This is a genomic window from Idiomarina aminovorans (assembly GCF_023155095.1).
GTDB lineage: Bacteria > Pseudomonadota > Gammaproteobacteria > Enterobacterales > Alteromonadaceae > Idiomarina > Idiomarina aminovorans.
Map to the genome: position 1 here is coordinate 1 of NZ_JAKNDA010000007.1, position 24251 is coordinate 24251.

A 24251-nucleotide genomic window follows, 5' to 3' on the forward strand; every position below is an offset into this window, starting at 1 on the left:
CCGAATACAACACCGTTGTAAATGCTGACGGCACCTGGAGCGTGGATGTTGCCGGCAGCGATTTAGCTGCAGATACTGAATTTGATGTGGTGGTTAACTCCAGCGACGAGGCCGGTAATACGGTTAACAGTACCGCGGCCTCGACGCACACCGTTGACCAAATGGCACCGGGTGCGCCGGGCATCAGCCTGGACAACGACACGGGCTTAGACGATAGTGACGGTGTCACGAGCGATGGAAGCTACAGCGTTGGCGACGTCGAGGCTGGCGCGACGGTGGAATACAGCACGGACGGCGGTGAGACCTGGATGAGCGAAGCACCGGAGGCGGTGGAAGGTGAAAACATCATCCAGGTTCGTCAAACGGATGAGGCCGGAAACGTCTCGGATGAGAGCGAACTGACGTTCACGCTCGATACGAATGTGGTTGCGCCAAGCATCAGCCTGGACAACGACACGGGCTCAGACGATAGTGATGGTGTCACGAGCGATGGAAGCTACAGCGTTGGCGACGTCGAGGCTGGCGCGACGGTGGAATACAGCACGGACGGCGGTGAGATCTGGATGAGAGACGCACCGGAGGCGGTTGAAGGTGAAAACACCATCCGGGTACGTCAAACGGACGAAGCCGGAAACGTCTCGGATGAGAGCGAACTGACGTTCACGCTCGATACGAGCGCTCCAACGTTGACGATCGATGCCCCGGACACCAACGACACAACACCGACACTAAGTGGTACGTCGGATGAAATTGGTGCAACAATCAGTGTGACGGTAACCGACGCTAATAATGAAACACAGACCTTAACGGCGGTTGTGGCTGCAGACGGCAGCTGGGCTGTCGATGTAGCGGATGAACTGGCAGAAGGTACGTACACGGTGCAGGCGTCGGTTGAAGACGATGCGGGTAATGAAGCGGTAGCTAATACCCAGGGCGAAATTGATTTAACGGCTCCTACTTTGACCCTGGAAGTGCCAACTAACGTGAACGATACCACACCAACCATAAGCGGAACTTCCGATGAAATTGGTGGCACAGTCTACTTAGTGGTGACGGATGCGGACGGTAATGAACAGCAACTTGAAGCAACGGTTGATAACAATGGTAACTGGCAGGTTGATACTGAAATTCCGTTAGCGGTGGGTGAGTACACTGTTAGCGCGACAATATCTGATGACGTCGGTAACCAGGCTCAGGCAAGCCAGAGCGAAGGCACGATTGAACCATCGGTTACTATTGTTGATTTTGAGCTGAATTCAGAAGTAGACGTTAATGTTACTGACTCGATTTGGGACGGTGGAGTATCGAATAACCAGTTCGGTATCATTTCGAATTATTCCGTAAATGAGAATAACCCGGGTGATATCGTAGAAAGTTATCGAATAAATGATAGATGGACACGAAATCTAGAGATCACATCTAAAGATGGTAGCAACGAAACCTATTTATTCGCGGTAGGTGATACTTACACCGTATCTTATCTAACACTCACTAGGCGGGGGTGGCAAACCGTAGAATTAGAGATGACCGTAACGCGCTCTGATGTTCAGGGCTTTAACGGTGAAGATACCGATATACTTGTATTAACTGGAACCTTACCTAGTGGAGAGGATGTCACTCTGGTAATGGCTTCGGGAGAGATTGATAATTTTTACAGCTTTTATGTTAATGATAAGTTCGACACTGACGTTGGCTTCAGAGAATTCACAGTCAATGGTGAAGCAGCTAGCAACTCAACGGTCATTATCGAACAGGTTGATGAGAATGGTAATGTCATAGACTCCGCTACTGTCACCAGTGACGCAAACGGTCAGTGGAGCTATGATGTCGGTCAATTAGAAGGACGCTCTGGCATTCTTAAAGTAACTTCTACCGACCAATACGGCAATGAATCCGTCGACGAGAAAAACTTCTTATTCGGTGAGACGAATAACGAGAATACTTTGGAAGGGTCAGGTAGCAGTGATCTTATTGTCGGTGGTCTGGAAGACGATAGCATTACTGGTGGACAAGATTCTGATGTCCTCATTGGCGGTGGCGGTAACGATACCTTCGTCTGGAAAGCCGATGACGAAGGAACCGTTAATATTCCTGAGGCTGATACGATTCAGGACTTCGCTTTAGGTAACTTCGCCAGTGACGAAGAGGCTGATCGCTTAGATCTTTCGGACTTACTGCAAGGTGAGAGCACAGGCTCTATCGATAATTACTTGTACGCAGAAGACGATGGTAACGGTAATACCGTGTTGCACATTAATTCTGAGGGTAACCTCAGCGGCAGTGATAACGCCGACCAGGTGGTGACACTTCAGGACGCGCAAATGGCGGATGGCCAGTCATCGAGCGACTTTATTCAACAAATGTTAAACGATGGTCAATTGTTGATAGACAGTGGGAGCTCTGCTTCCACACAAAGCAGCAGCGAAGGAACTTCCATTGATTTACATCAAACTAATAAGCTATCTGGCTTAGAGTAGTTCAAAGAGCTTACTGCAGACGAGGCTAAGACTGATTAAGACTGGTCAGATCTCTACCTCGTCTATTTTTTGATCTACTGTTAAGTGTTATAATATTTCGAAGATTAACTGTTATAGTTATATTAACTTGTATTAGGAGAATCTCGTGAAACTATTGGTTAGACGGTTGTCTGGCTGTCTGCTTGCTGGCTTTTTTGCATCTGCTGCATACGCTCAGGAAATGCCACCGAATGATACGAAAGTGTTAAACGCGGTTATGCAGGCTGTTGAAAAAAACCCGGAAGTATTAAAACAGTGGTATGAAATGCGGGCGGTTAGCAGTGATGTGGCTCAGGCTCGTGGTTCCTATGGCCCCCAGTTGGATGTTTCTACTTCATATAACTATACAAAAAGAGACTATTCGTTAAACGAGGAGTTTAGCGGTAACCGCGTCAGTTTAGACTATCGGCAACTGTTATTTGATGGTTTTGAGACATCTAACTTAATTGAGCATTTTCAAGAACTTCAGTTAGTTCGTTATTATGAGTTGAAAACGGTTGCGGAAAATGTCGGCTATGCAGCTTTTGAAGCTTACCTTGATGTAGCAACGAACCGCGAACTGGTAAAATTAGCGCGCGACAACGTTGAAAAACACCGCGATGTCTATGAGCAAATTGAAGAAAGTGCTTCAGCAGGTGTTGCCCGAAACGCTGACTTAGAACAAATTAGTGGACGTCTGGCACTGGCATCAAATAACTTAGAAACCCAACGCTCAAACTTGCATGACGTTATTACGCGCTACCTGCGTATTGTCGGTGAATTACCGCCGCAACAAACGTCTAACGCAGTTGTTTCCGAAGCTTTTCTTCCGGCAGGGACTGAAGAAGCCATGACCCTGGCAAATAGAACCAACCCTGAACTGCATGCCGCGCTCAGAAACATCCGTGCAGAGAGAAAGCAATTAACGTCAAATAAGCGCGGTGCTTACTCGCCTAAACTGAGTTTAGTCGCAAATCGTAGTTACTCTGAGCTGGATGATAATGGTTTTAATAATCGCCAAAATGATACTCAGATTGGTCTGCAGTTACGCTTCAATATTTTAAACGGTGGTCGCGATTACGCTGAAATCCGTCGTACGGTTTCTCAGGTGAACTCTGCAGAACAACAAAGAAATTTAGTGTGCCGCAATATCAACCAAACCATTCAGGTTGAAATGAACCAAATTGAAAGCTTGCGGGACCGAATTCCCACACTGCGTCAACACAAACTATCGTCAGGGAAAGTACGCACTGCTTATAAAGATCAATTCGACCTTGGACAACGGTCATTACTGGATGTACTGGATTCTGAAAACGAGTATTTTGAAGCGAGTATTGCTCTTGCTGAGGCCGAAACTGATTTAGAACAGGCAAAAGCTAAGTTGCTGGCGAGTATGGGGTTATTATTGAATTCGTTAAATATTGATTCAAGTAAACTAAACTCAAGTAAAGACTTTGAAGTTCCTGATTTAGAAGTTAACTTAGATTTTGCCTGCCCTCTAAAGCGAGTAAACACAGCCTATTATGAGTAATACGCAGTCAGGCAAGCGCCCATTGGCGACTTGCCTGAGTATTATCGCCAACTATCATCAGTTGCCGTTTTCATTCGATGCGGCCACGGCGGGGTTAGCTCAACAAGACGGTGATTTAACCCCTTCATCGCTGGCGACGTCTGCCAAGCGCTTTGAACTTTCAGCAAAAATATATGAGCGTTCGCTCAGAGATATTAATAAAAATTTACTGCCGGTCATCTTACTACTTAACGACAACAAAGCTTGTGTTTTGATGTCTGTCGACGATGATGCGGCGGTCATAGTAGAGCCAGAGCTGGAGCACGGCGAGACCAATCTTAAACTGGATGAGTTAGAGCAACAGTATAGCGGCACCTTATTCTACGTTCGACCTGAATTTAATACGGATAAGCGTGCCGATGACACGATAAAAAGAAAGAATGGCCATTGGTTTTGGTCAGTTATAAAAGAAAATAGAGGCACGTACCGTTCGGTTATATTGGCATCGCTATTAATCAACTCCTTTGCGTTAGCCATGCCTATTTTTGTTATGAACGTTTATGACCGAGTTGTTCCCAATGAAGCTTTCTCGTCGTTATTTGCGTTGGCAACGGGCATTTTTTTAGTGCTGACAATTGAGTTGGTACTAAAAATAATGCGAGTGTGGTTTATTGACCTAGCTGCAAACCGTGCCGATGTAAAGATTTCCAGCAACATTATGCAGCGTATTCTGGGAATGAAAATGAAAGATAAACCCCAGGCTTCAGGTTCTTTTGTTTCAAACGTCCAGTCTTTTGAAAGTATCCGAGGTTTCATTGGCTCTCTAAGTGTTGTCACTATGGTCGACATACCTTTCGTGTTGTTGTTTTTACTGGTGGTTTCGTTCATTAATATTTATTTGGCGATACCGGTCTTAATCGCTGCTATTTTAGTTTTACTTTACTCGTTATTTTCTCAGGCAAAGCTAAAAGAATTGTCTGATCATGGAATGCAGGCCGGCGCAGTCCGCAATGCCAATGTCTATGAATCGTTAAGCTCTTTAGAAACTATTAAAAGTTTTAATGCGCAGCATCGGGTACAAAACCAGTGGGAAAAGAGCACTATATTCATTAGCCGCAATGCAGCCCGTATGCGTTTACTGGCGTCTTCTATCACTAACATGGCAAGCTGGATGCAGCAGCTCGCCTCTATCAGTGTGATTGTTATTGGTGTTTATTTAATTTCAGAACAGATGATAAGTCAGGGGGCACTCATAGCGGCTTACTTGCTAAGTGCAAGAGCCTTGTCGCCGGTCAGTCAGGCTGCGGGGCTTTTGTCTCAGTATCACCACAGCTCCACGGCTATGGAGTCGCTGGAAAATATCATGGATCGCGACACCGAACGCTACGATGACGCCAATACGGTCAGTAAAGCCCGTATTGACGGAAATGTTGAATTCAAAAATGTCGGGTTCCGTTACCCAGATGTGGATACTGAGGTGCTCAATCACGTTAATTTATCGATTAAAGCGGGTGAAAAAGTTGCGATCCTGGGGCGTAATGGCTCCGGGAAAAGCACGCTGGCCCGTCTTATTTTAGGACTTTATCAGCCCGAAAGAGGGCACGTTTTAATTGATAATGTGGATATTAACCAGTTAAACCCGAATTTAGTGCGCCGGCATATCGCTTATGTCCCGCAGGAGCCGGGGCTGCTGTTTGGTACCTTGCGCGATAATATTTTGTTAGCCAGCGTGACCCGCGACGATAATGACTTGGTCAGAGTAACCAATGATATGGGGTTAAGCTCGTTCGTAAAAGAACATCCCGATGGCTTTAATATGCAAGTAGGAGAGCGGGGGGGCAATCTATCCGGTGGTCAGCGTCAGGCGGTAGCACTTGCCCGGGCGCTGGTTAATGACCCTTCCGTTTTACTGCTGGACGAGCCTACAGGCATGCTCGATCATGCCAGTGAAGCTAAAATAAAAGCGTATTTAAAACAAGTGACTGCCGAAAAGACACTGTTAATGGTAACTCACAAGATGACCATGCTGGATTTAGTTGACCGTGTTGTGGTCATGGACAGTGGTAAAATTGTTGCCGATGGTCCTAAAACACAAGTACTTGAAGCGTTAAAACAAGGTCGTGTTGGAGGAAGCCAGCGTGACTGAGCCCAAAAAACGGACAACCGAGCAACGAGGGTTCGACAAACTTGGCAAAATAAGTAACAGGAGTGAGGCCGGTAAAGGGCTTATCGATCGCTTATTTGGTCGCTGGATAAATGTTCCCGGGAGTAAAGACTGGGTTGTTGACGCTGAGTGGGCAAAAATTCAGCAGAAGCCGATAAAAACAACCCGGCTTCTATATACCGTTATTGGCTCGGTGCTTATTTTATTGACCTGGGCAGCTTTTGCGGAAGTGGCGACAATAGCCAGAGGGGACGGAAAAGTTGTTCCTTCCAGCCAGCTACAGACAATTGAAACCTTCGATGGCGGTTTGATTGAAAAAATTCACGTGAGTGAGGGACAGTTGGTTAGAGAAGGAGATGTACTGGTCGAGCTCGATTCAACCCGATTTTTTTCGGAGTTTAATGAAAACCAGTCACGAATGTGGGCGTTACAGGCTGACAATGTGCGTTTAAGGGCTTTGGTTGATGGGGGCGAGCTTGAGTTTCCAGAGCCGCTCTCAGAAAACGCACCAGTGCTGGTTAAAGACACGATATCTGCCTATGAGAGTAATTTGGAGTCTTTACAAAGCAGAACACAGTCTGCTGCGGCTCAGCTGCGTCAGAGAAAAGAAGACTTAAACGAATTACAGGCTGCATTAAAGCAATACAGAGAGTCACTTTCATTGGTTGAACGTGAGCTTGCGGTCACAAGGCCTTTAAAACAATCCGGCGCGGTTTCAGAAGTGGATATCATTCGACTCGAGCGCGACCAAGCGCAGTTCAGAGGTCAGATTAACCAGACTTTAGCGGCTATCGAGAACGCAAAAGCCGCGATTGATGAGTCAGAAAATCGACTTAAGGAAGTTCGCCTGGAAAAAATTAACGAATGGCGCCGTGAACTTTCTGAAATTTCTGCAGACCTTGCCGCATTTGCGAGCGTAAAATCACGGCTGTCCGATAAAGTTCAGCAAAGTACACTGCGTTCACCGGTCGGCGGTATTGTCCAAAAGCTTCACGTGAATACGGTGGGTGGTGTTGTGACGACAGGGCAGCCGGTGGTCGACATTGTTCCGGTAAATGACGAATTAATTATTCAGGCACGTATTTTGCCTAAAGATATTGCCTTCATTAAGAAGGGGCAGGAAGCGATGATAAAATTCACGTCTTATGACTTTTCTGTTTTTGGCGGTGCTAAAGCAACGGTTTCTCACATTAGTGCCGATACGGTTACGGATGACAACGACGTAACCTATTACATCGTTCGCTTAAAAACCAGGAAATCTGAATTTTCAGAAGAACTTCAAATTATCCCGGGAATGGTTGCTCAGGTCGATATAAAAACGGGTGAAAGGACGATATTGAATTATTTGTTAAAGCCGTTGATGAGAGCGAAAGCAGAAGCTCTTACGGAGAGGTAAACTGATGGAACATGTTTTTCTGACTGATAATTTTCGCTCCCCGCGTTGGGAAAAGCTCTCCGGTACCGTTCATATAACCGAAAGCGCAGACGAACTTAAACAGCTGGTAGAAAAAAAGGGAACCTCTGAACTGACTTTCTGGTTAGCGGCTGAGCATAACAGTACAGTTTCGGTTGCCGCTTACATAGCGAAAGAAAACGGTAAATTTGTTGTTTTATATTCAAAGCCGGAAGCAGAAAATTTAGTTACGCTATTAAGCTTTGGAGCCAGAGGCTACACCAGCCTTGCGGCTTCAACCTCTGTTATGGAGCGGATTACGGCTGTTATTCACCAGGGTGGACTCTGGATACCAGAGCAGTTTTTAGCCAATTTAACCGGGCTGTCGCAAAAGAAAGTGAACAATGGTCAAGAGCTTCCGAGCAGTTTTGCTATACTCAGTGAACGTGAGCGACAGGTTTGTGAAAAAGTACTTGCGGGTCTGACGAATCAAAAGATAGCTGATGCTCTGTTTATTTCTGAACGTACAGTGAAAGAGCATTTGACCAAAAGCTTCAGGAAGTTAGGCGTCAAAGACCGCCTGCAGCTGGTACTGAAAGCAAGAAAGGAAGAAAGCGCAGAGCTTAACCACGGTGAATAAGATGCCTTACTTAAAACGCGATGAAAATAACCGTATTGTAGCCTTTAGCGTGACTGAAGAGGCTGGATTTAATGAGTATTTAGAGGATAACAGCTCCGAGTTACAAGCTTTCCTGCAACAACAAATGGTGACTCCCCAACAAAACTCAGCGCTCCAAGCTTCTGACCAGTCAATTATTCGAGTCCTGGAAGATTTGATCATGTTGCTGTCAGACAAAGGTGTTATTCAGTTCACCGAACTGCCTGATGAAGCACAGAATAAGTTGATGCGACGCCTATCAATGCGTCGCGCTATCAATGACTTATCGGATTTAGCCTGGAGTGATGACGAGACTGTTGATATTAAGACCTCTGATTAAAACGCTAGGTTTTTCTTATATAGCCATCAAAACCTGCCGCTAATACACGCTCAATATCTGCGTCATCATCGACACCCTCGGCATACATCTCTATACCCAGAGACTGGCCAAGCTGACACATTCTTGCTGGTATTGAGCTTTCAACGTCCTCTGGGGATTCTGGTATTGCCTGAGTAATAGAACGATCAACCTTTAAATAATCGAGTCCGAAAGTTTCAATGTCGTACATATAGTCGAAAATATGCGTACAACCTTGCAAGCCAACATGACAGCCCATGCGTTTCATAGAGAAGCAGAAGTCTGCAAATAATTTTTGATGAGAGTGGACTTCAAACTCATTAAGCTCGAACCAAAGATTAGCGGGATTACAAGTCGTTTTATATTTTTGAATAGACTTCATTAACTGAGCTCGAGCCGGTACCGATTGCAAAAAGTTGATGGAAAGGTTCATTGCCATATGACTGTCATTTTCGACACTAAACAGCATGGCTTTTTCTATTGCTTTTAGCTCTAAAGCCGACAAAAACCCAAGCCGCTGGGCCCAGGGAATAAATTGATGCCCGCTTAGAATCTGCTCGTTAACCGCCAGACATAAGCTGTTTTCCAAGTGAACTAAGTTACCCGCTTTGTCTCTGGTTGACCGAAAATTAAGCTGAACGTTGTCGTTCTCAAGCGCTTCTTGAAATGTTTGAGACCAATCTTGTTTGTTTGTGAAAAGCGGAGCGTTGTCTTTTGTATGACTTAAGATAAGAGCCGCTTTATTGTCATTGGGACGCGCTTCGACATTGGTGATTTTTTCATCCAGTCGCATGAGCAGTTGGCCGACAGTTTCATCCGCGACGGTAAAGTCAGCGGAAGCGTACCAATTAGCTTGTGCATTAAGTTGGTTCTTTTCATAAATTTGTATAGTAGACACGCAGTCATTAATTTTACGTTCTAATTGTTTTATGTCTGCAACACTCTCAAAAAGCAGTCCGAAGTCAGACGCATTCATACGAGCCACGGTTGCTTTACATGATAGTTCCTGTTCTACCAACTGAGCTTGAGCAGACAATTTACTTGCAATGGCTTTGATATAGTTATCAACGTTTTTGCGGCCGAAGCTCTTATTTAAGTCGGCTAACTTATCCAGATGAAGCATCAGCATGACTGCCGGTAAGCGTTTTTCGCGGACACCGAAATGTGCCGATAAACGTTCTAAAACAAACTGGCGGTTGTAAACGTCGGTATCCTGGTCTTTATATAAATGTGCTTGCAGCTGGTTCAGCTTACGCAGCTCTTTTTGAAATTGAATACGAATTTGTTCGGACATTTTATTCATAGCTTGAACAAGTTGCTTTAAGTCATTCGTTTTCGGTAAGTTTTTGTTGGTGATATATCTTCCCAAACCTATGGCTTCGGCTTGCTGAACCACCAAGTTTAGAGGCCGGGTCACATTTCTAAGTAAAGCCCGGCCGCACAGCCCGGCTAATACAGCCGTTGATAGGGCGATAACGAACAAAGTAATCGCTCTAGACCATAACGTTTCCAATGCGTGGCGTTTCTGGCTTTGCACGGAAACCATTCCAAACTGATTCCAGCCTTCCTGGACTAGCGCCTCGCCTGCCGGAACCTCCAGCTCAAACCAGTTAGCGAACCAACGAGGTACGTTGCCGGCGCGTGTGTCGTCAAAAGAACGTTCGACAATAACGTCTCCCTGAGCGTTGGTCAGCGTAATGGACTCGTAAAAGCCAGTGTCAAACTGGGCGCTAATGGTGAGCTCTAATAACGCCGGATCTTTACTGTTATTGCTGAGTGTTTGTGCGAGCATGTTGGCACTGTTGGTATTTTCCGTTGTTAGCTGTTGTTCAATAAATCGAGTTGCTGACAAACTGGTGACGACAAAGCTTGTAAAAAAGCTAATAAGCACAACAGCAACAAGGACGTACCAAATCTGTCGGTTAAGTGTCATTAATTGTTCCTCCAGGAAATACCTTCTTGCTCTAAACGAGATAAAACATCTCGCCAGCGTGATAATCTATCAAGTGGGTTTGATTTTGCGCGGCGCTCACTGCTTCCGGCCCAAAGCCCCGCAGAATTGAAACTAAATACAGGGGTAAGGTCATTTCGCTTTGACGCCGGCAATACTTTTTCAATTAAGCTATCAATAATAAGTGGCTCAGCGTCTGGTGATGAATAGTATCCCAAAACCATGTGAGCCTGAGTTTTTGATCGGTAAGCGTTACCTATTTGAGCCTTGACGTAAATGAGTCGTAATTTTTCATCGGGTATGCCCAGGCTTCTTAACGTACTGTATTGCGCAATTGCAAAATCTTCACAGTCGCCGAATCCCTGCCCAAGAGTTTGAGCGACAGAAGCCCAGTAATCAGGGGTATCATATAAAACGCTGTCGGTTTTATAACTGACGTTATTGTGAATGAATCGATTCATTTTTTTTATTACGCGGACTTCTTTTGTTTTATTATCCGCATTCAGGTCGTCAGTCAGTTCTGCCAATAACCTGAACCATTGCTGTGCTATCCGGTCGGAATTATTTGGTTGATAAGTTGATATTGCCTGACTAAAAGATTTTTTATCGATCTGCCACGAATCACCGGCTTTAAGCCATAAGGGAATAAAGACTAAGCAAATAATGAACCATAAATATGTTTGTTTCATCGGGTTATTTTATCCGCTATTTCATAGGGAGAAAATACCTTCCTAATTAGGTAATAAATACTCTATTTCTACCTTGCTTTTTCCCCTGGAACAATGCTTTATCGGCTGAGCTATAGAGTAAAGACCAATTCGGGGTCTTATCTGACAAGGTACTAAGACCAATAGTAACGGAAACATTCAGCTGACCTTCCTGAACTTGTATAGGCTGAGTGTTTATCGCCTCTTTTAGTTCTTCAGCAAGCACCGCGGCTGCATTAAGCGATGTATTCGGCAGCAGCACTGCAAACTCCTCACCGCCAATTCGGGCAATAAAATCGGAGGATCTGATTCTTTCACTCATTATTCGAGCTAACTTTTCTAACACTTCATCGCCTACTTGGTGACCGAACTTGTCGTTTATTTGCTTAAATAAATCGATATCGATGATCAGTAGAGATAGCTTACTCGAAGCTCTCTCTGCTCGCGCTATTGTTCGCTCAACTTGCTCGATAAAGTAACGACGATTTGCAAGACCGGTTAACGAGTCGATACGAGATAACTTAAGTAACTGGAGCTCTAACTCTTTCTGGTGAGTAATGTCGATGTGCGTTCCCGAGACCCATTCTGGCTCACCATTTTCAGTGCGCGTTACAATTTTTCCATAATCTCTTACCCATATGTTATACCCCTGTTTATGTTTGAGCTTCAACTCCGCACGATAAAAAGGCTCTTTTCCTTGAAAATGTAAGTTGAAGGCCTGATGAAATTTTTCATGATTATCTTTATGCAGAATAGTTAGCCAGGTTTCAGTCGTGGTAGGAGTCAGTTCATCGATAGTGTATCCCAGCATGGATGCCCATCGCTCATTGATAATGATTTCATCTGTTTGAAAATTCCACTCCCAAGTACCCGCGTCTGTACTTTCAATGATGGTATTAAGTCGTTGGGAGCTGGAAAGTGATAGATAGCTATTGTCGCCTGATTCGTTGTTAATGAATTCGACAAGACAGCACGAAGCCTGCTCGACTGATATAGACGATACTTCGATATCAAATTGCCGATCTGGTAAGTTTAAATACAAGTTAAACGTTGATGATTCGTTGTTGAGCAGATCGGCTGGAATGTCATTAGAGTGCCCTTTGATGTGACCACTGTCATCGATGATGAAATAACTTTTATGTATTCTCAATTTAGACATGATGCTCACTTAATAACAAAGATACTCTAAAGATTCGATAAATTACATTGTTACTATAAAACTAAGGAAAGGAAGTTATAAATTTTAACATTTAAAACTTAAGTGATCACTGCTTTTTATGTTTGCTTAAGTATGTTTAACCCTTTTTATTAGCTGATTTGGATGTCGTCGTTTGTTTGACTTCAAAACATCAAGCCTTAGGAGGGTTTTGTGGCACTATATTGGTAATCGCATATAAATCAGCAGTAGATGCCACGTTATTTACCTGCCCCGTGCGCATAGGCTCGCAATACGATACCAACGTTACCAATTTAATAGGTTGGAGATAAAAGCGCAAACTCTCTGTAATATCATTGATTCGTATGGGTCAAGCTCGGGGTTTTGATAATAGTAATCCAGATAAGATTCTTTGCTTATCTCATCGCCAAGGTTATCTAGCCCGTATTCCGGGAAGCTGGGAAAACCTGAGAACCCCATACCGTTTTTAGAGTTTTACTGGGCAAATTACGGAGCTATTCCCGGCACTTTATCGGATAAAAATCCGGTGGAGATGGCGATCTACTTGATGTGCTGATATTAGGCGATGCTTTGCCCAGAGTTATTGAAATACCCGTTAGGATTATTGGGCGTATGACCATGCTGGATAATAATGAGCGCGATAATAAATTTATCGCAGTTGTACCAGAGCAGCCGCCTTTTGGTCATATTTCTTCTGCGACGCAGTTACAGGCGGAGTTTCCCGGGGTGACTGATATTTTTATTACCTGGTTTACCAATTATAAGGGTAAAGGGAATAGAGCGACTCAACTAGGAGTGGATGATCAAGTGCCGTAGTATTGAGTCTTTTGTGAATGTTTCGCTCTTTGGGGTTATCAAAGCATAAGGGCGGGAGCCGATGCGCTAAGCCAGTCGGCTCACGTCTTCAATGCTTTTATCGTTAACTGCGGTTACACAGTGACGTTCAGACGCACGTCGATATTATTACGCGTTGCGTTTGAATAAGGGCAAACCTGGTGCGCTTTTTCAGCAAGTGATTCTGATTCATCCTGGCTCATACCCGGCAGAGAAATATTCAGCGTAGCATCAATGCCAAACCCACCTTCAATTTGACCAATGCCTATTTCGGCTTTAACTTCGGTGTCTTTCGGCAGTTTAATTTTTTTCTGACCCGCAGTGAACTTCAGGGCACCAATAAAGCATGCTGAGTAACCTGCGGCAAACAATTGTTCCGGGTTAGTACCGTCACCACCTGTGCCTCCAAGTTCTTTAGGAGTTGTCAATTTCACTTTGAGCTGACCGTCGCTAGACTCGGACTGACCATCGCGACCGCCGGTTGATGTTGCTATTGCTTTGTACAGAATATCCATAACGATTACCTCATTGTTTAGTGTGTCGGAAACTAACGGCATTAATGTTATCGCAATAACCGTTGTCGCGATAACAGTATTTTCCGAATGCTCTTATCGAAGTTATCGATACAAAAGAGAGGTCAGCGTTAAGATTTTGCCTGCAGTTGTGCTCGCAGCGATTCAAGAGTTTGTTTTAAAGCGAGGGCTTCACTTGGTTCAAGCTGAGTTGCGCAAAAAACCTGCTCTGGCACATCGCTGGCCGATTGCTTTAATTTATGGCCTTGTTCGGTGAGGTATAGATGGAGCTGGCGCTCATCTTCGCTGCTGCGTTTACGTGTAATTAGCCCGCGTTGCTCCAGGCGTTTTATAACCGGGCTTAATGCCCCTTTCTCCTGGAATAATTTGCGGCTTATTTCGGTAACCGTCACGCCATCTCGTTCCCACAATAGCAGCAAGATAAGGTATTGCGGGTAGGTTAAATCGAGTTTTGAGAGCAACGGTTTGTAGAGCTTGTTCATAGCAAGCGAGGTTGAATACAACGCAAAGCAAAGCTGGTTGTCCAGCTTAAGTGCTTTATTACCGTTATCATCGTTTGCCATGTGTCGCTCCCGTGTTGTTTGTCTCAATGATACGCAAAGTTAGCTGACAAACAAAGTTCAGGGTTTGGAGTTAGGTTGCTAATATGCTGCTCGGGTTGGGGAGTAGCGTGTCTCCAGTTGTTTGAAGCGTTGGTGTCAACATGGCATGGTGCGAACATGGTTCGGTTGAACAGAGCATCGATGCATTCCTGTCTGACTGCAAAGAATGAACCCCATTGCTTTGATTTTACTCAATTTCTTTTAGCGTTATAAAAGGTATGAGTGCTTTGCACGCTACAAAAAATCCAGTGTCAGCAGTAATCGCTGATTTTCACCTGTCGCTAGAGTGGGAGAACGGTGTACCAGCCCTCGGTTTTCATTGCCCTGCCATAGTTCACCTTTAAGTAAGCCGACATCCCCACAATTTAAGTTTCTTATTAAGCGTTCAATAGGCTCAAAATGACCTCCTGAACGATCAACGCTTTCATGAGGCAACCATTGCGTACCGCTGCCTGAAAATGTTGTCACCAAGCGACAGGGGACTCTGTCGACGTGGAACTTCGGGCACATTGCTGTATCCAGTGTTCTTATCCGCAAGCCGACTCGCGACAGGTCAAAGAGGCAGCTGAACATATCAACCAGTTCTTCTACGTGCTGACTAAACTGAGTATTTTCAGGAAAACGGCTTAAAGCGTAACCAATATCTGACACCATTGAGCCTGCGCCAATTTCTCGAGCGACATTGACAAGCTTCTGTTGTTCGAGAGTTCGGTCAAAATAGGTTTCCAGTGTTTCAGGTAAGGAGCGTCTCCAAACGGCGATATTTTTTTTATCGTCATAAATATCGGTTAATACACTAGCTCTTTCTCCCAGAGCGGCGCTGTCAGGTTGATTGATATCTTCAATTAAAGTGTTCATAGCTTCCTCTGTATTTTTGTTAGAATGCAAATAGTTATGTTATAACATAACTATTTGCTAGAGAAGTTAGCATATTTTTAGAAATTGACACAATATTGGCAAATATTCTGTGACGATGGCCGCTTTACCCGAACTCCCTTTAATTTATGCTGCGCTGGTTATCGGTATGTTGGTTGAATTTCCTCATTTAACGGCATTGCGGTACTTGCTGTTAAAGACCCGGATAAAGCCTGAGCAAGGCGAGGTGGGTGAATAAGACAATAGACTGTTATGAGTAGTTGCTGCGTTCAAACTCCAGAGCTTTGCCGCTGGGTTCTGAAAGAATGCCTTTGGTATCGCTGTACATTTGTATGCCGTTAACCCAAGTTGATTTGATGGTGGCCGAAAATTCTTCTTCATGAAAGGGTGTCCATTGGCACTTGTAGAAAACATTTTGGTTGCTGACTTGTGTTGCGTGGTTCATATCAACTAAAACCAGGTCAGCGAAATATCCCTCACGAATAAAACCTCTGTCCTTAACTTTGAAACGGATGGCTGGGTTGTGTGCTGTTTTCTCAACCAGGGTTTCAATAGTTAGCTCATCTTGTTTAACCAGTTCAAATAGTATTAATAAGGCATGTTGTACTAATGGAATACCGGCTGGCGCTTTTTCGTAATGCTGCTCTTTTTCTTTCAAAAGGTGTGGGGCATGGTCCGTTGCAATAATATCCAGGGTATCATTGCGTATAGCTTTAAGCAGCGCCGTTCTGTCCTGTTGTGATTTAATGGCAGGGTTGCATTTGATGAGATTGCCATATTCTTCATAATCACGGTCATCAAACCATAGATGATGTACGCAGGCTTCTGCCGTTACCTTTTTTGTGGCAATGGGTTCTGCATCAAAAAGAGACAGCTCTTTGGCTGTCGTTAAATGCAGTACATGCAGGTCGGCCTGATGTTTATCAGCCAGAGCAACGGCATAAGCAGAGGATGCAAAGCAGGCATGCTCATCACGTAGTTTTGGATGATCAAAAATTGTCATGGGTTTTGGTAACTGCAATCGGTTCTGACGAATAACAGGGCCGCTTTCGCAATGTGTTGCGATTAATGTCGGACACTCTTTAAATATGCGCTATAAAGCATCTGGTGACTCTTGATTCTGATCCAATATCCGCTTTACGGGTCAGTCCGGGCTCGCGGAAATGAACTTGATCATCAATCATGCCGGGTATTAAGAATAACCCCGAGGCATCGTATTCTTCATAAGCTATTGGCGTATCAATAGAGGCATCAATTCGTTCTATCCGCCCTTGTGAAATTTGCACATCGGCAATGCTTTTATGCCCTTCATTAACAAGGGTGGCATTTTTTATTACCAGGTTAGATGATTTCATGACTTATAGTGTTTTTCTTTAAATTCATTAATGGTTTTAGCGTCAGTAGAGTACTCAGCAGTGGGTCTGATCAGGAGTCTTGGCAGGCCAATCGGCTCACCGGTTTCCAGACAGTACCCATAGTCACCGGTTCGTATGCGCTTTAGTGCTTCGTCAAACTTGGGCAATAAACGTCGTTTACGATCTATCAGACGAATTAGCAGAGCCGATTCCTCTTCATACTGTGCTCGGTCGGCTTCATCATTAGACTCTGGCGGCGCGCCAAGACGCGCTTTGGCCTCTTCAATTTCTTCCATGGTTTCAGCTTTTTGCTCGCGAATCAGACCCGCAAAGTAGTTAAGCTGGGTCTGATTCATGTACTCGTCTTCACTCATTGCGAGCAAATCCTGTTTTGATATAGGGCTCATTAGCACTTAAACTGCCTCAAAGGGGTTTGTCATTTGTTGCCAGAATGGCACGCCGGCTAACAGTTCTTCATCGGTTAGTAGGCAGGACTCCAGTTGAGCCGTAATGCTTTGTTGGTCAATGCCCTGGCCAATAAACACCAGCTCCTGACGCATGTCGCCAAAGGGTTCTTCCCACTTTTCATAGATAAACTCCTGACTTTCCGGGTCAGTTGGCCAATCTTTTTCCGGTATGGCTTTCCAAAAATAACCAGCGACGCCGTATCGTGCGATACCGCCCGCCTGATTCCACTGGAGCGCGTGATGGGGCATGGCCGCAATCCAGAAAAAACCTTTGGAACGAATAAGGTGGCCGGACTCCCAATCCTGATGCAGAAAATTGTAGAATTTTTCGGGGTGAAAAGGGCGCCGGGCCTGGTAAACAAAACTGCTTATTCCGTATTCTTCGGTTTCTGGTGTATGCTCGCCGCGCAGTTCTTTTAACCAGCCCGGTGACTGTGCTGCCTTGTCAAAGTCAAACAAACCGGTATTCAGAATGAGTTCTGGTGCAATTTCACCATTTTTTATCGTGTAAACCCGGGCTTCGGGATTCAGGCTGGTAACCACACCACGAACCTTTTTCAGTTGATCTTCTGATACCAAATCAGATTTTGAAATGACGACAACATTCGAAAACTCAACCTGATCGACCAGCAAGTCGGACACACTGCGTTCGTCTTCTTCACCTAAATGTTCGCCGCGCTGCTGTAAAGAATCGGCCTCTTCGTAGTCGGTCAGAAAGTTGGCAGCATCCACTACGGTGACCATCGTGTCCAGAGCTGCCATGTTTGAGAGGCTTTGCCCGTCTTCATCTTCAAAAGTGAAGGTTTCTGCAACAGGTAAAGGCTCCGAAATACCCGTACTTTCAATAATGAGGTAGTCGTAATTGCCGCTTTCAGCTAAAGAAGCGACTTCTGTCAGAAGGTCTTCCCGCAACGTACAGCAAATGCAGCCGTTACTCAGCTCCACCAGCTTTTCATCTGCCCGGCGCAATTCCACATTGTTCTTGAGTGAGTCCGCATCAATATTCAGCTCACTCATATCGTTGACAATGAGTGCGATACGCAGGTTGTCTCTGTTACTTAGCAGGTGCTTCAAAATGGTCGTCTTGCCGGCACCCAGAAAACCGGATAATACAGTAACGGGTAACTTTGATGATTGCATGGTGAACTCCCTTTTATAGTTATGTTATAACATAACACTTGGCGTGCGGAGTGTAAAATATCAAAAGCCCTCTGTCATTACCCCCAGGTTCAATAACTGAGCCTAAGGGGGCTTCAGGCCGCGTTATTAAAAGCACGACGTCGCTTGCGGAGGCGACTCCACGTTGCTTGGTTTCTCTAAATGCTGCTGCGCGATAGCCAGCAACTGTTGAAGTACTTAAAGTCGGCTTTGCAGTCTCTGGAGCCAGGGTGTACATCGGAAATAAACAGGGTTCTTGCATTCAGACGAGCCTGGGGCATAACAATCGTCCACTGTGGGTTTCGTCCATACTCCTCTGCTTAAATGAACCGCCGCTGACAGTTCATTTAAGCTTTTGTGAAATCTGCAATGAGTCGAAAACTCTAAAACGTATAAGTCACATTGGCAGCCAAGGTATTGCCGCCACCCCAGTCACTGCTTAAAGTGGTGTGGTTATAGGAAACCATGAAGTTCCATTGCTGCCAGTTTCGGTCATAAGCTATCCAGGCATGGTTATAGTGATCACGTGTATCCCACTGAAGATCCTCGGAATCTAAAGAGCGCGACTGGTTAAATCCTATATTGACGCCATTTTCTCCATCGTTGTAAACCTGATAAGAAACCGCGGCAACCAGGTGTTTGGCGTCGGCGCCGACGTAATCCCAGGCGTACCAGAGCTGAAAGCGAAAATCGCTGACATCAATAGCGGCCGTGGTTTCTGCGTAATTGATGTCGCTGCCTTCACCAGAATAACCATAATATATCGCACCCAGTTCGACGCCAATATCGTCGTTAATTTGCCAGTAACGTCCACCATAGGCGTTGTACTCCAACCAGGTGTCGTCGCCGAAATCAACATTGGAAGCAAAACCGCCGGCATACCACCCACTGTCGAAGTTTTTATTGGCAATGAACTGTAACGCAGGGTCTCCGTCCGTCTGCGTGACTCCGTTAAACAGATAATCGTTAGTTGCTGTTGCGGTTAAATCCCAGGACGCCTGTGCCGTGCCACTGAATATGAAACCGGTAAACAAGGCTATATTAATCGCTTTTAAGTGCATTGAGTTGCTCCTCCATTTCGCCTGAAGCGTTATCCAGCGCACTGCTAATCTGAGTAATCTGCCCCGACAATTTTTCTAAATCGTGGGTGGCGTCACTGATAGCGCTGATGTTTCGACTGATTTCTTCACTGACCTGATTTTGTTCCTCAGCGGCTGAGGCCACCTGAAACGCGTTGTCATTAATAGACTGTACTTGTTCCGTGGCGGAATTAAGTTGCCCGGATGCTTGTTTTGCACCGTCAAGTGTCTGCGTGACTTTTACGGCACTGCTTTCCATTTGTTGAACACTTGCCTGAACCTGCTTCTGTAGCCCTAAAATCAAGCCATTGATTTCTTCGGTAGAATGACGGGTGCGCTGTGCCAGAGTTCGAACCTCATCAGCTACTACCGCAAACCCTCTGCCCTGATCACCCGCCCTAGCGGCTTCAATAGCGGCATTTAATGCCAGCAGGTTCGTTTGTTCAGCAATGCCATCAATGGTTTGCGTAATGCCGGTGACCTCGTCACTGCGGGCAGCAACTTCGGTAAACTGATGACGAGCCTGGTCGAATTCTTCAGCCACTTGCTGGAAGGCCATAAGGGTTTGATTGACCAAATCATTTGCCTTCGTTAGAGACTTACTCGATTCTTCCGCGCCCTGTGCTGTGTCGCTGGCTAGTGATGCAACCTGGTTCGCCGTTGCGGTCATTTCGTTCATAGCAGTAGCCACTTGTTGCACTTGGTCGACCTGTATTTCGGTGGCGCTGGATGCCTGCTTCGAGCTATCCAGCATGTGCCTGCTTTCCAGGGCAACATTTTCGGCCACTTTTTTTAAGGCTCTTACTAAATCACGAAGTTTGGCGGTAAATTGGTTAAATCCATCGGCTAAGTTATTCAGCTCACTGTGCGAGGTTTGCGCTAATTGACGGGTAAGATCGCCCTCGGCACCGGCTAATTCCTTCATCAGTACGCTAAGATTATTAAGCGGTTTCGTGGATGCGCTGACCCAGAAAAATACCACGGTGACAAAAACAACAAGTAGTAAAACCGCAATAACGAGTAACCCCCATACCGTAGTGGCGGTATCTTCCGCCAGACTCTCAGACAACTCAGCAACTGTTGCAAAAGCTAATTCTCGTGGTACTGAAACCATGATCCACCAGGTGGTATCAGAGGCTTCGGTGTAGACAGGTTGTTTGACCACGATATTGTCACCAACATTAAATTGATTCTGTCCGGGTTTTAACAGTAGCTCTGCTAAATCTGGATTTACCGATTGCAAAGACTGGCCAAGACGCTCGGGATAACGGTTACTTGCAACCAGAAAGCCGTTACTACTGACTAAAAACATGTCAGCCTGACCGTTATAAAATTCAGTAGATTGCTGTTCCACCCGACGCTGCAGCACTGGTAGGTTAATATCGACTCCAGCTACTCCGCGAAACTCGTTGTTAACAACAACCGGGTAAACCAATGAAGTCATCAACATTTCTTCACCGGAAGTTAATTCAAATAAGTACGGCTCTATCAAACAGGGTTTTAAACTGTCCATACTGCATAAATACCACTCAGACTCCCGGAACCCTTGGTCATTAAGGTTCGTAAGGTATTTTTCGTCGGTATCGTCGGTTCCAACAAACTCGGCTTGGTTCTTTCCCTTGGACACCCAATAAATATCCAAAGTCCCTTGGTTTGAGGTGTGAGGCTCACTGGAGCTGTACTCGTCATCAAGGCCATCATAACCATTAGGTTCATATTGGTTGTAGACAGAGGAAATAGTGGAGTAGGCAAACAGCATGTTTCTTGTTAAAAGTTGCGCTTCGTCACGCGTATAAGGCTCGCCGTCACTGCCAACGGCGGTATGTCTCATAATAGAGGCTAAGCTGGCGGGAAAATCAAAGCTGCGGTTTAATAAAGCTTCAGTATTACCAGCAAAGCGCAATGCGGTGTCATTCAAAGAGGTTATTACTTGTTTTTCCAGTGGCTCACTGATTTGTTCAATGGCATTTTGTCCTGCCTGGTTCATGGAGTACCAGCTATAAAGTGTCAGTGAGCCCATGCTGAGTATAAGCAGGCAAGCGGCACCAAATATTAGTTTAAAGCGCAATGACGCTGTTCGCATAAAACGACCCAGACAGTATGTTATTAAGATTATATAGCTGTATCGGGCTAAAAATACAAACTATGAGCGAAAAATAAACAGTCCGTTTTATTGAAGTTAGACGAGAAAGCTCAGTGCTCGCTAGTCGCTGGGTAGTCCAGTGTTTGGATTATGAGCTCCTCGGCTGTGACGATGCTCATTGCTTTAGCCAACAACGCCGATAAAATTATGTTGGATACTTCTAAGTGACTTCTTCACTGCGGCTACATAAAGCCGTTTATCTTAGCTAGACTGTGCAGCAAAGACATGACGTAAAGGAAAGCTATGACAGGTACTGAGCGACAAGATTTTGGACTGTTCACCGATTTATATCAGTTGACCATGCTGGATGCGTATTTGAACGAGGATATGCATGAAGAAGCTGTATTCACTTTGTTTGTCCGCCGACTGCCGGAGAATAGGCAGTTTCTTATGGCTGCGGGTCTTGATCCTTTGCTCTAAATCCTGGAAAACCTGTCTTTTAGTGAGGGCGATCTCCGTTATCTTGAATCGCAGAACTTTTCTAAAGAACTGATTGAGTATTTACGGAATTTTGAATTTACCGGTCAGGTCAGAGCGTTGCCAGAAGGAACGGTTTTTTTTGAAAATGAACCTATTGTAGAAGTAAAAGCGCCGTTGCCACAGGCTCAAATCATTGAAACACAGGTTATGAATCAGTTGCATGTTCAAACTTTGTTAGCGTCTAAAGGTGCGCGGGTAGCGTTAGCTGCCGGGAAGAGGGCCGTACTAGATTTTGGTGCGCGCAGAGTTCACGGTGTTGATGCTGGCGTAAAAGGCAGCCGGGCGCTCTATTTAAGCGGTATTGCAGCCACTTCAAACATGTTGGCCGGGCGTCGGTATGGGCTACCTGTCGCCGGCACTATGGCGCACAGTTACATTCAGGCTCACGACTGTGAATATGAAGCCTTTCAGCAGTTTCTCAAACGCTTTCCTGAAACGGTATTGCTGGTTGATACCGTGGATACCATTAAGGGTGTTGAAAAAGTCATTCAGCTGGCAAAAGAGCTGGGTGATGATTTTAAAGTTAAAGGTATTCGTTTGGATTCAGGTGACTTAGGCCAGCTTGCAAAGCAAGCCAGAGCTTTGCTTGATGACAATGATCTGAGCCATTTAAAGATTATTGCCAGCGGCGGCCTTGATGAACACAAAATTGCAAAGCTTATTGAAGACAGTGCCCCTATAGATGGTTTTGGGGTCGGCACAGGTATGGGGGTTTCCGCTGATGCCCCAGCGCTGGATATGGCGTATAAATTGGTGCATTACGCCGACAAAGGACGCTTGAAGTTATCCAGCGGTAAGCCAGTGCTGCCGGGAGAGAAGCAAGTATTCCGCGAAACCGATGATTATCTTGTCCGCGATACTATAGCCAGAGAAAGCGAACAATTGCCGGGGCAGCCGCTGTTAAAGAAGGTGATGCAAAATGGCAAACGCCTGCCTTCTCATCAGCGCGACATTGAAAAGATTCGGGCTTATGCAAAACAGCAGTTAGCGTTATTACCTAATGATGTTTCTGCCCTAAAAGCGGGTGAAAAGCCTTATCCGGTTATTATCAGCGAGAAGCTCTCAAGTTATCAGAACGAGATAAGTGACCGAATTAAACAAGGAGGATGATCATGAAAGTAACTTTTCAACCAAATGATGTACTCATTGTTGTCGATGTTCAAAACGACTTTTGTCCCGGCGGTAAATTGGCTCTGGATGAAGGTGACGAGGTTGTGCCTGTTATCAATGCGATGATCGCACAGGCTCAGGAATCCGATATTCCTGTTTTTGTTTCAAGGGATTGGCACCCGCGCCACCACGTGAGCTTCGATGAACGGGGCGGATCCTGGCCGGAACATTGTGTTCAAGGTACCAAAGGTGCTGAGTTTCATCCTGATCTCAGTGTTCCTGATAATGCTCGTTTGGTTTCCAAAGGCGCGCGATTTGATATTGATCAGTATTCTGCATTCGATAAAACAGGACTGGTTTCCGAGCTGGTTCATATGAATGTTAAACGTGTATGGGTGGTCGGGCTGGCTTTAGAAGTGTGTGTAAAAGCTACCGCCCTTGATGCCGTAAAAAATGATTATGAAACTCTTTTAGTGGAAGACGGAACCCGCTTTATTGACAGAGCTGATGCTGAAAAAACCAGGGCAGAGCTCAAGGATGCGGGTGTCATCTTCAAATAATCAGATTTTCCTGAACAAAATGACACGGTCACTGACTATTTCAAGTTCTAACTGGAAGTGCTGAGCTATCCACTTCATGGTTTCCGGGGTGTAAAAACTGATATGGGTCGGGTCGCCTTTGTAACCCCAGCGGTTAAATTCTTCGGCCGTTGCTTTTGTGAACATCCAGGTCATAACACCCAGCCAGCCGCCGGGCTTTACCAGACTCACTAACTCAGGCCAGCTTTTGCCGGGGTTGCCAAAATGTTCGGCAACTTCGGTACAGGTCACAAAGTCGTACTGGCGGTTCAGCTGCCCTTTGTTCGGAGCGTAGTAGATGTCGTACACCGACATGGTCATACCTTGCTCTTCCAGCATTAAATTGAGCGTTGGACCGGGACCGGAGCCAAAATCCAGCCCCTGCATACCGGGCGACAGCTTTTTCATTAGTGGAACTGACAGCCGACTTAAAAACTCACGGTAGCGAGTGTCGCTGGGGTCATTTTCGTGAAATTCGTAATTGGTTTTTTCATCTTCCTGCGAAAGATAGGTTTTGGGATCAGCAAAAATAAGGTCGCATTCCAAACAACGAAAATACGGACGCTTTTTGTCTTCACAAAAGGGTGTTGATGTTGAGTTGCATAGAGTACACAGCATAGGGA

Annotated in this window: 21 protein-coding genes and 2 pseudogenes; 10 read left to right on the forward strand and 13 right to left on the reverse strand. The window is 45.4% G+C overall.

Features of this window, described 5'->3' with window-relative positions; genetic code table 11:
* The 6 genes from L8G48_RS12085 to L8G48_RS12110 form a co-directional block, all read left to right on the forward strand.
* Window positions 1-2477, forward strand: a 2477-nt coding sequence (locus tag L8G48_RS12085) for an Ig-like domain-containing protein (RefSeq protein WP_248264871.1), incomplete at its 5' end; no start/stop codon positions are given.
* 145 nt (window positions 2478-2622) lie between these two features.
* On the forward strand, window positions 2623-4026 hold the full coding sequence (locus L8G48_RS12090; protein ID WP_248264872.1) for a TolC family outer membrane protein: 1404 nt from the start codon (window positions 2623-2625) through the stop codon (window positions 4024-4026).
* Window positions 4019-6151: a type I secretion system permease/ATPase gene (locus L8G48_RS12095; protein ID WP_248264873.1), complete on the forward strand. Its 2133-nt coding sequence runs from the start codon at window positions 4019-4021 to the stop codon at window positions 6149-6151. Before L8G48_RS12090 ends, L8G48_RS12095 begins: the two co-directional genes overlap by 8 nt.
* Window positions 6144-7565: an HlyD family type I secretion periplasmic adaptor subunit gene (locus L8G48_RS12100; RefSeq protein WP_248264874.1), complete on the forward strand. Its 1422-nt coding sequence runs from the start codon at window positions 6144-6146 to the stop codon at window positions 7563-7565. The genes L8G48_RS12095 and L8G48_RS12100 overlap by 8 nt, the downstream gene beginning before the upstream one ends.
* A gap of 4 nt (window positions 7566-7569) precedes the next feature.
* Complete coding sequence (locus L8G48_RS12105) at window positions 7570-8202, forward strand: response regulator transcription factor (protein ID WP_248264875.1); 633 nt, start codon at window positions 7570-7572, stop codon at window positions 8200-8202.
* A gap of 1 nt (window position 8203) precedes the next feature.
* Entirely contained in the window at window positions 8204-8560 is a 357-nt protein-coding gene (locus tag L8G48_RS12110; protein WP_248264876.1) for a hypothetical protein, read from the forward strand.
* A 4-nt stretch (window positions 8561-8564) separates the two neighbouring features.
* On the opposite strand, the gene L8G48_RS12115 is transcribed toward L8G48_RS12110, so the two are convergent.
* Genes L8G48_RS12115 through L8G48_RS12125 form a run of 3 tightly spaced genes read right to left on the reverse strand, consistent with a single transcriptional unit; the run spans window position 8565 to window position 12395 of the window.
* Complete coding sequence (locus L8G48_RS12115) at window positions 8565-10511, reverse strand: bifunctional diguanylate cyclase/phosphodiesterase (RefSeq protein WP_248264877.1); 1947 nt, start codon at window positions 10509-10511, stop codon at window positions 8565-8567.
* The gene (locus tag L8G48_RS12120; RefSeq protein WP_248264878.1) at window positions 10511-11218 is read right to left on the reverse strand and encodes a transglutaminase-like cysteine peptidase; all 708 of its coding nucleotides are present in this window, start codon (window positions 11216-11218) and stop codon (window positions 10511-10513) included. Before L8G48_RS12120 ends, L8G48_RS12115 begins: the two co-directional genes overlap by 1 nt.
* Window positions 11219-11264: 46 nt before the next feature.
* On the reverse strand, window positions 11265-12395 hold the full coding sequence (locus L8G48_RS12125; protein WP_248264879.1) for a sensor domain-containing diguanylate cyclase: 1131 nt from the start codon (window positions 12393-12395) through the stop codon (window positions 11265-11267).
* A 558-nt stretch (window positions 12396-12953) separates the two neighbouring features.
* Between L8G48_RS12125 and L8G48_RS12130 the strand changes: the two are divergent.
* Window positions 12954-13229, forward strand: a pseudogene (locus L8G48_RS12130) (inorganic diphosphatase); the annotation flags it as partial.
* Window positions 13230-13342: 113 nt separating this feature from the next.
* Here L8G48_RS12130 and L8G48_RS12135 read toward each other — a convergent pair.
* From L8G48_RS12135 to L8G48_RS12145, 3 genes are all read right to left on the reverse strand, one after another.
* Window positions 13343-13762: an organic hydroperoxide resistance protein gene (locus L8G48_RS12135; RefSeq protein WP_248264881.1), complete on the reverse strand. Its 420-nt coding sequence runs from the start codon at window positions 13760-13762 to the stop codon at window positions 13343-13345.
* A gap of 128 nt (window positions 13763-13890) precedes the next feature.
* A complete protein-coding gene (locus L8G48_RS12140; protein ID WP_248264882.1) occupies window positions 13891-14343 on the reverse strand; it encodes a MarR family winged helix-turn-helix transcriptional regulator in 453 nt (150 codons plus the stop codon).
* 273 nt (window positions 14344-14616) lie between these two features.
* The gene (locus tag L8G48_RS12145) at window positions 14617-15240 is read right to left on the reverse strand and encodes a DUF1826 domain-containing protein (RefSeq protein ID WP_248264883.1); all 624 of its coding nucleotides are present in this window, start codon (window positions 15238-15240) and stop codon (window positions 14617-14619) included.
* A 109-nt stretch (window positions 15241-15349) separates the two neighbouring features.
* Between L8G48_RS12145 and L8G48_RS12150 the strand changes: the two genes are divergently transcribed.
* Window positions 15350-15496: a hypothetical protein gene (locus tag L8G48_RS12150; protein ID WP_248264884.1), complete on the forward strand. Its 147-nt coding sequence runs from the start codon at window positions 15350-15352 to the stop codon at window positions 15494-15496.
* A gap of 12 nt (window positions 15497-15508) precedes the next feature.
* On the opposite strand, the gene L8G48_RS12155 is transcribed toward L8G48_RS12150, so the two are convergent.
* The 6 genes from L8G48_RS12155 to L8G48_RS12175 all read right to left on the reverse strand — a co-directional run bounded on the left by L8G48_RS12155 (window position 15509) and on the right by L8G48_RS12175 (window position 21400).
* The gene (locus tag L8G48_RS12155) at window positions 15509-16261 is read right to left on the reverse strand and encodes an amidohydrolase family protein (protein ID WP_348983657.1); all 753 of its coding nucleotides are present in this window, start codon (window positions 16259-16261) and stop codon (window positions 15509-15511) included.
* Window positions 16262-16340: 79 nt separating this feature from the next.
* Window positions 16341-16613 (reverse strand): hypothetical protein, encoded by a 273-nt coding sequence (locus L8G48_RS13550; protein ID WP_348983658.1) that lies wholly within the window; start codon window positions 16611-16613, stop codon window positions 16341-16343.
* Window positions 16610-17020, reverse strand: a complete 411-nt coding sequence (locus L8G48_RS12160) for a TraR/DksA family transcriptional regulator (protein ID WP_248264885.1) — start codon at window positions 17018-17020, stop codon at window positions 16610-16612. The genes L8G48_RS13550 and L8G48_RS12160 overlap by 4 nt, the downstream gene beginning before the upstream one ends.
* 6 nt (window positions 17021-17026) lie before the next feature.
* Window positions 17027-18220 (reverse strand): zinc metallochaperone GTPase ZigA, encoded by a 1194-nt coding sequence (gene zigA / locus L8G48_RS12165; RefSeq protein ID WP_248264886.1) that lies wholly within the window; start codon window positions 18218-18220, stop codon window positions 17027-17029.
* Between the two features lie 401 nt (window positions 18221-18621).
* A complete protein-coding gene (locus tag L8G48_RS12170; RefSeq protein WP_248264887.1) occupies window positions 18622-19299 on the reverse strand; it encodes a TorF family putative porin in 678 nt (225 codons plus the stop codon).
* Window positions 19280-21400: a methyl-accepting chemotaxis protein gene (locus L8G48_RS12175; protein WP_248264888.1), complete on the reverse strand. Its 2121-nt coding sequence runs from the start codon at window positions 21398-21400 to the stop codon at window positions 19280-19282. The genes L8G48_RS12170 and L8G48_RS12175 overlap by 20 nt, the downstream gene beginning before the upstream one ends.
* Before the next feature lie 303 nt (window positions 21401-21703).
* Here L8G48_RS12175 and L8G48_RS12180 point away from each other — a divergent pair.
* Window positions 21704-23050: pseudogene (locus L8G48_RS12180) on the forward strand (nicotinate phosphoribosyltransferase).
* A 2-nt stretch (window positions 23051-23052) separates the two neighbouring features.
* Window positions 23053-23610 (forward strand): nicotinamidase, encoded by a 558-nt coding sequence (locus tag L8G48_RS12185; RefSeq protein ID WP_248264889.1) that lies wholly within the window; start codon window positions 23053-23055, stop codon window positions 23608-23610.
* On the opposite strand, the gene L8G48_RS12190 is transcribed toward L8G48_RS12185, so the two are convergent.
* Window positions 23611-24246, reverse strand: coding sequence for a class I SAM-dependent methyltransferase (locus L8G48_RS12190; RefSeq protein WP_248264890.1), 636 nt, complete (start codon window positions 24244-24246; stop codon window positions 23611-23613). It lies immediately after the preceding gene.
* Window positions 24247-24251: the final 5 nt, after the last annotated feature.

Bases quoted from the DNA above. Each gene is read 5' to 3' on its own strand.
- L8G48_RS12145 (WP_248264883.1), bottom strand. From the start codon at position 15,240: ATGAACACTTTAATTGAAGATATCAATCAACCTGACAGCGCCGCTCTG.
- L8G48_RS12160 (WP_248264885.1), bottom strand. From the start codon at position 17,020: ATGAGCCCTATATCAAAACAGGATTTGCTCGCAATGAGTGAAGACGAG.
- L8G48_RS12125 (WP_248264879.1), bottom strand. From the start codon at position 12,395: ATGTCTAAATTGAGAATACATAAAAGTTATTTCATCATCGATGACAGT.
- zigA (WP_248264886.1), bottom strand. From the start codon at position 18,220: ATGCAATCATCAAAGTTACCCGTTACTGTATTATCCGGTTTTCTGGGT.
- L8G48_RS13550 (WP_348983658.1), bottom strand. From the start codon at position 16,613: ATGAAATCATCTAACCTGGTAATAAAAAATGCCACCCTTGTTAATGAA.
- L8G48_RS12135 (WP_248264881.1), bottom strand. From the start codon at position 13,762: ATGGATATTCTGTACAAAGCAATAGCAACATCAACCGGCGGTCGCGAT.
- L8G48_RS12155 (WP_348983657.1), bottom strand. From the start codon at position 16,261: ATGACAATTTTTGATCATCCAAAACTACGTGATGAGCATGCCTGCTTT.
- L8G48_RS12140 (WP_248264882.1), bottom strand. From the start codon at position 14,343: ATGGCAAACGATGATAACGGTAATAAAGCACTTAAGCTGGACAACCAG.
- L8G48_RS12110 (WP_248264876.1), top strand. From the start codon at position 8,204: ATGCCTTACTTAAAACGCGATGAAAATAACCGTATTGTAGCCTTTAGC.
- L8G48_RS12170 (WP_248264887.1), bottom strand. From the start codon at position 19,299: ATGCACTTAAAAGCGATTAATATAGCCTTGTTTACCGGTTTCATATTC.
- L8G48_RS12185 (WP_248264889.1), top strand. From the start codon at position 23,053: ATGAAAGTAACTTTTCAACCAAATGATGTACTCATTGTTGTCGATGTT.
- L8G48_RS12190 (WP_248264890.1), bottom strand. From the start codon at position 24,246: ATGCTGTGTACTCTATGCAACTCAACATCAACACCCTTTTGTGAAGAC.
- L8G48_RS12120 (WP_248264878.1), bottom strand. From the start codon at position 11,218: ATGAAACAAACATATTTATGGTTCATTATTTGCTTAGTCTTTATTCCC.
- L8G48_RS12115 (WP_248264877.1), bottom strand. From the start codon at position 10,511: ATGACACTTAACCGACAGATTTGGTACGTCCTTGTTGCTGTTGTGCTT.
- L8G48_RS12105 (WP_248264875.1), top strand. From the start codon at position 7,570: ATGGAACATGTTTTTCTGACTGATAATTTTCGCTCCCCGCGTTGGGAA.
- L8G48_RS12175 (WP_248264888.1), bottom strand. From the start codon at position 21,400: ATGCGAACAGCGTCATTGCGCTTTAAACTAATATTTGGTGCCGCTTGC.
- L8G48_RS12095 (WP_248264873.1), top strand. From the start codon at position 4,019: ATGAGTAATACGCAGTCAGGCAAGCGCCCATTGGCGACTTGCCTGAGT.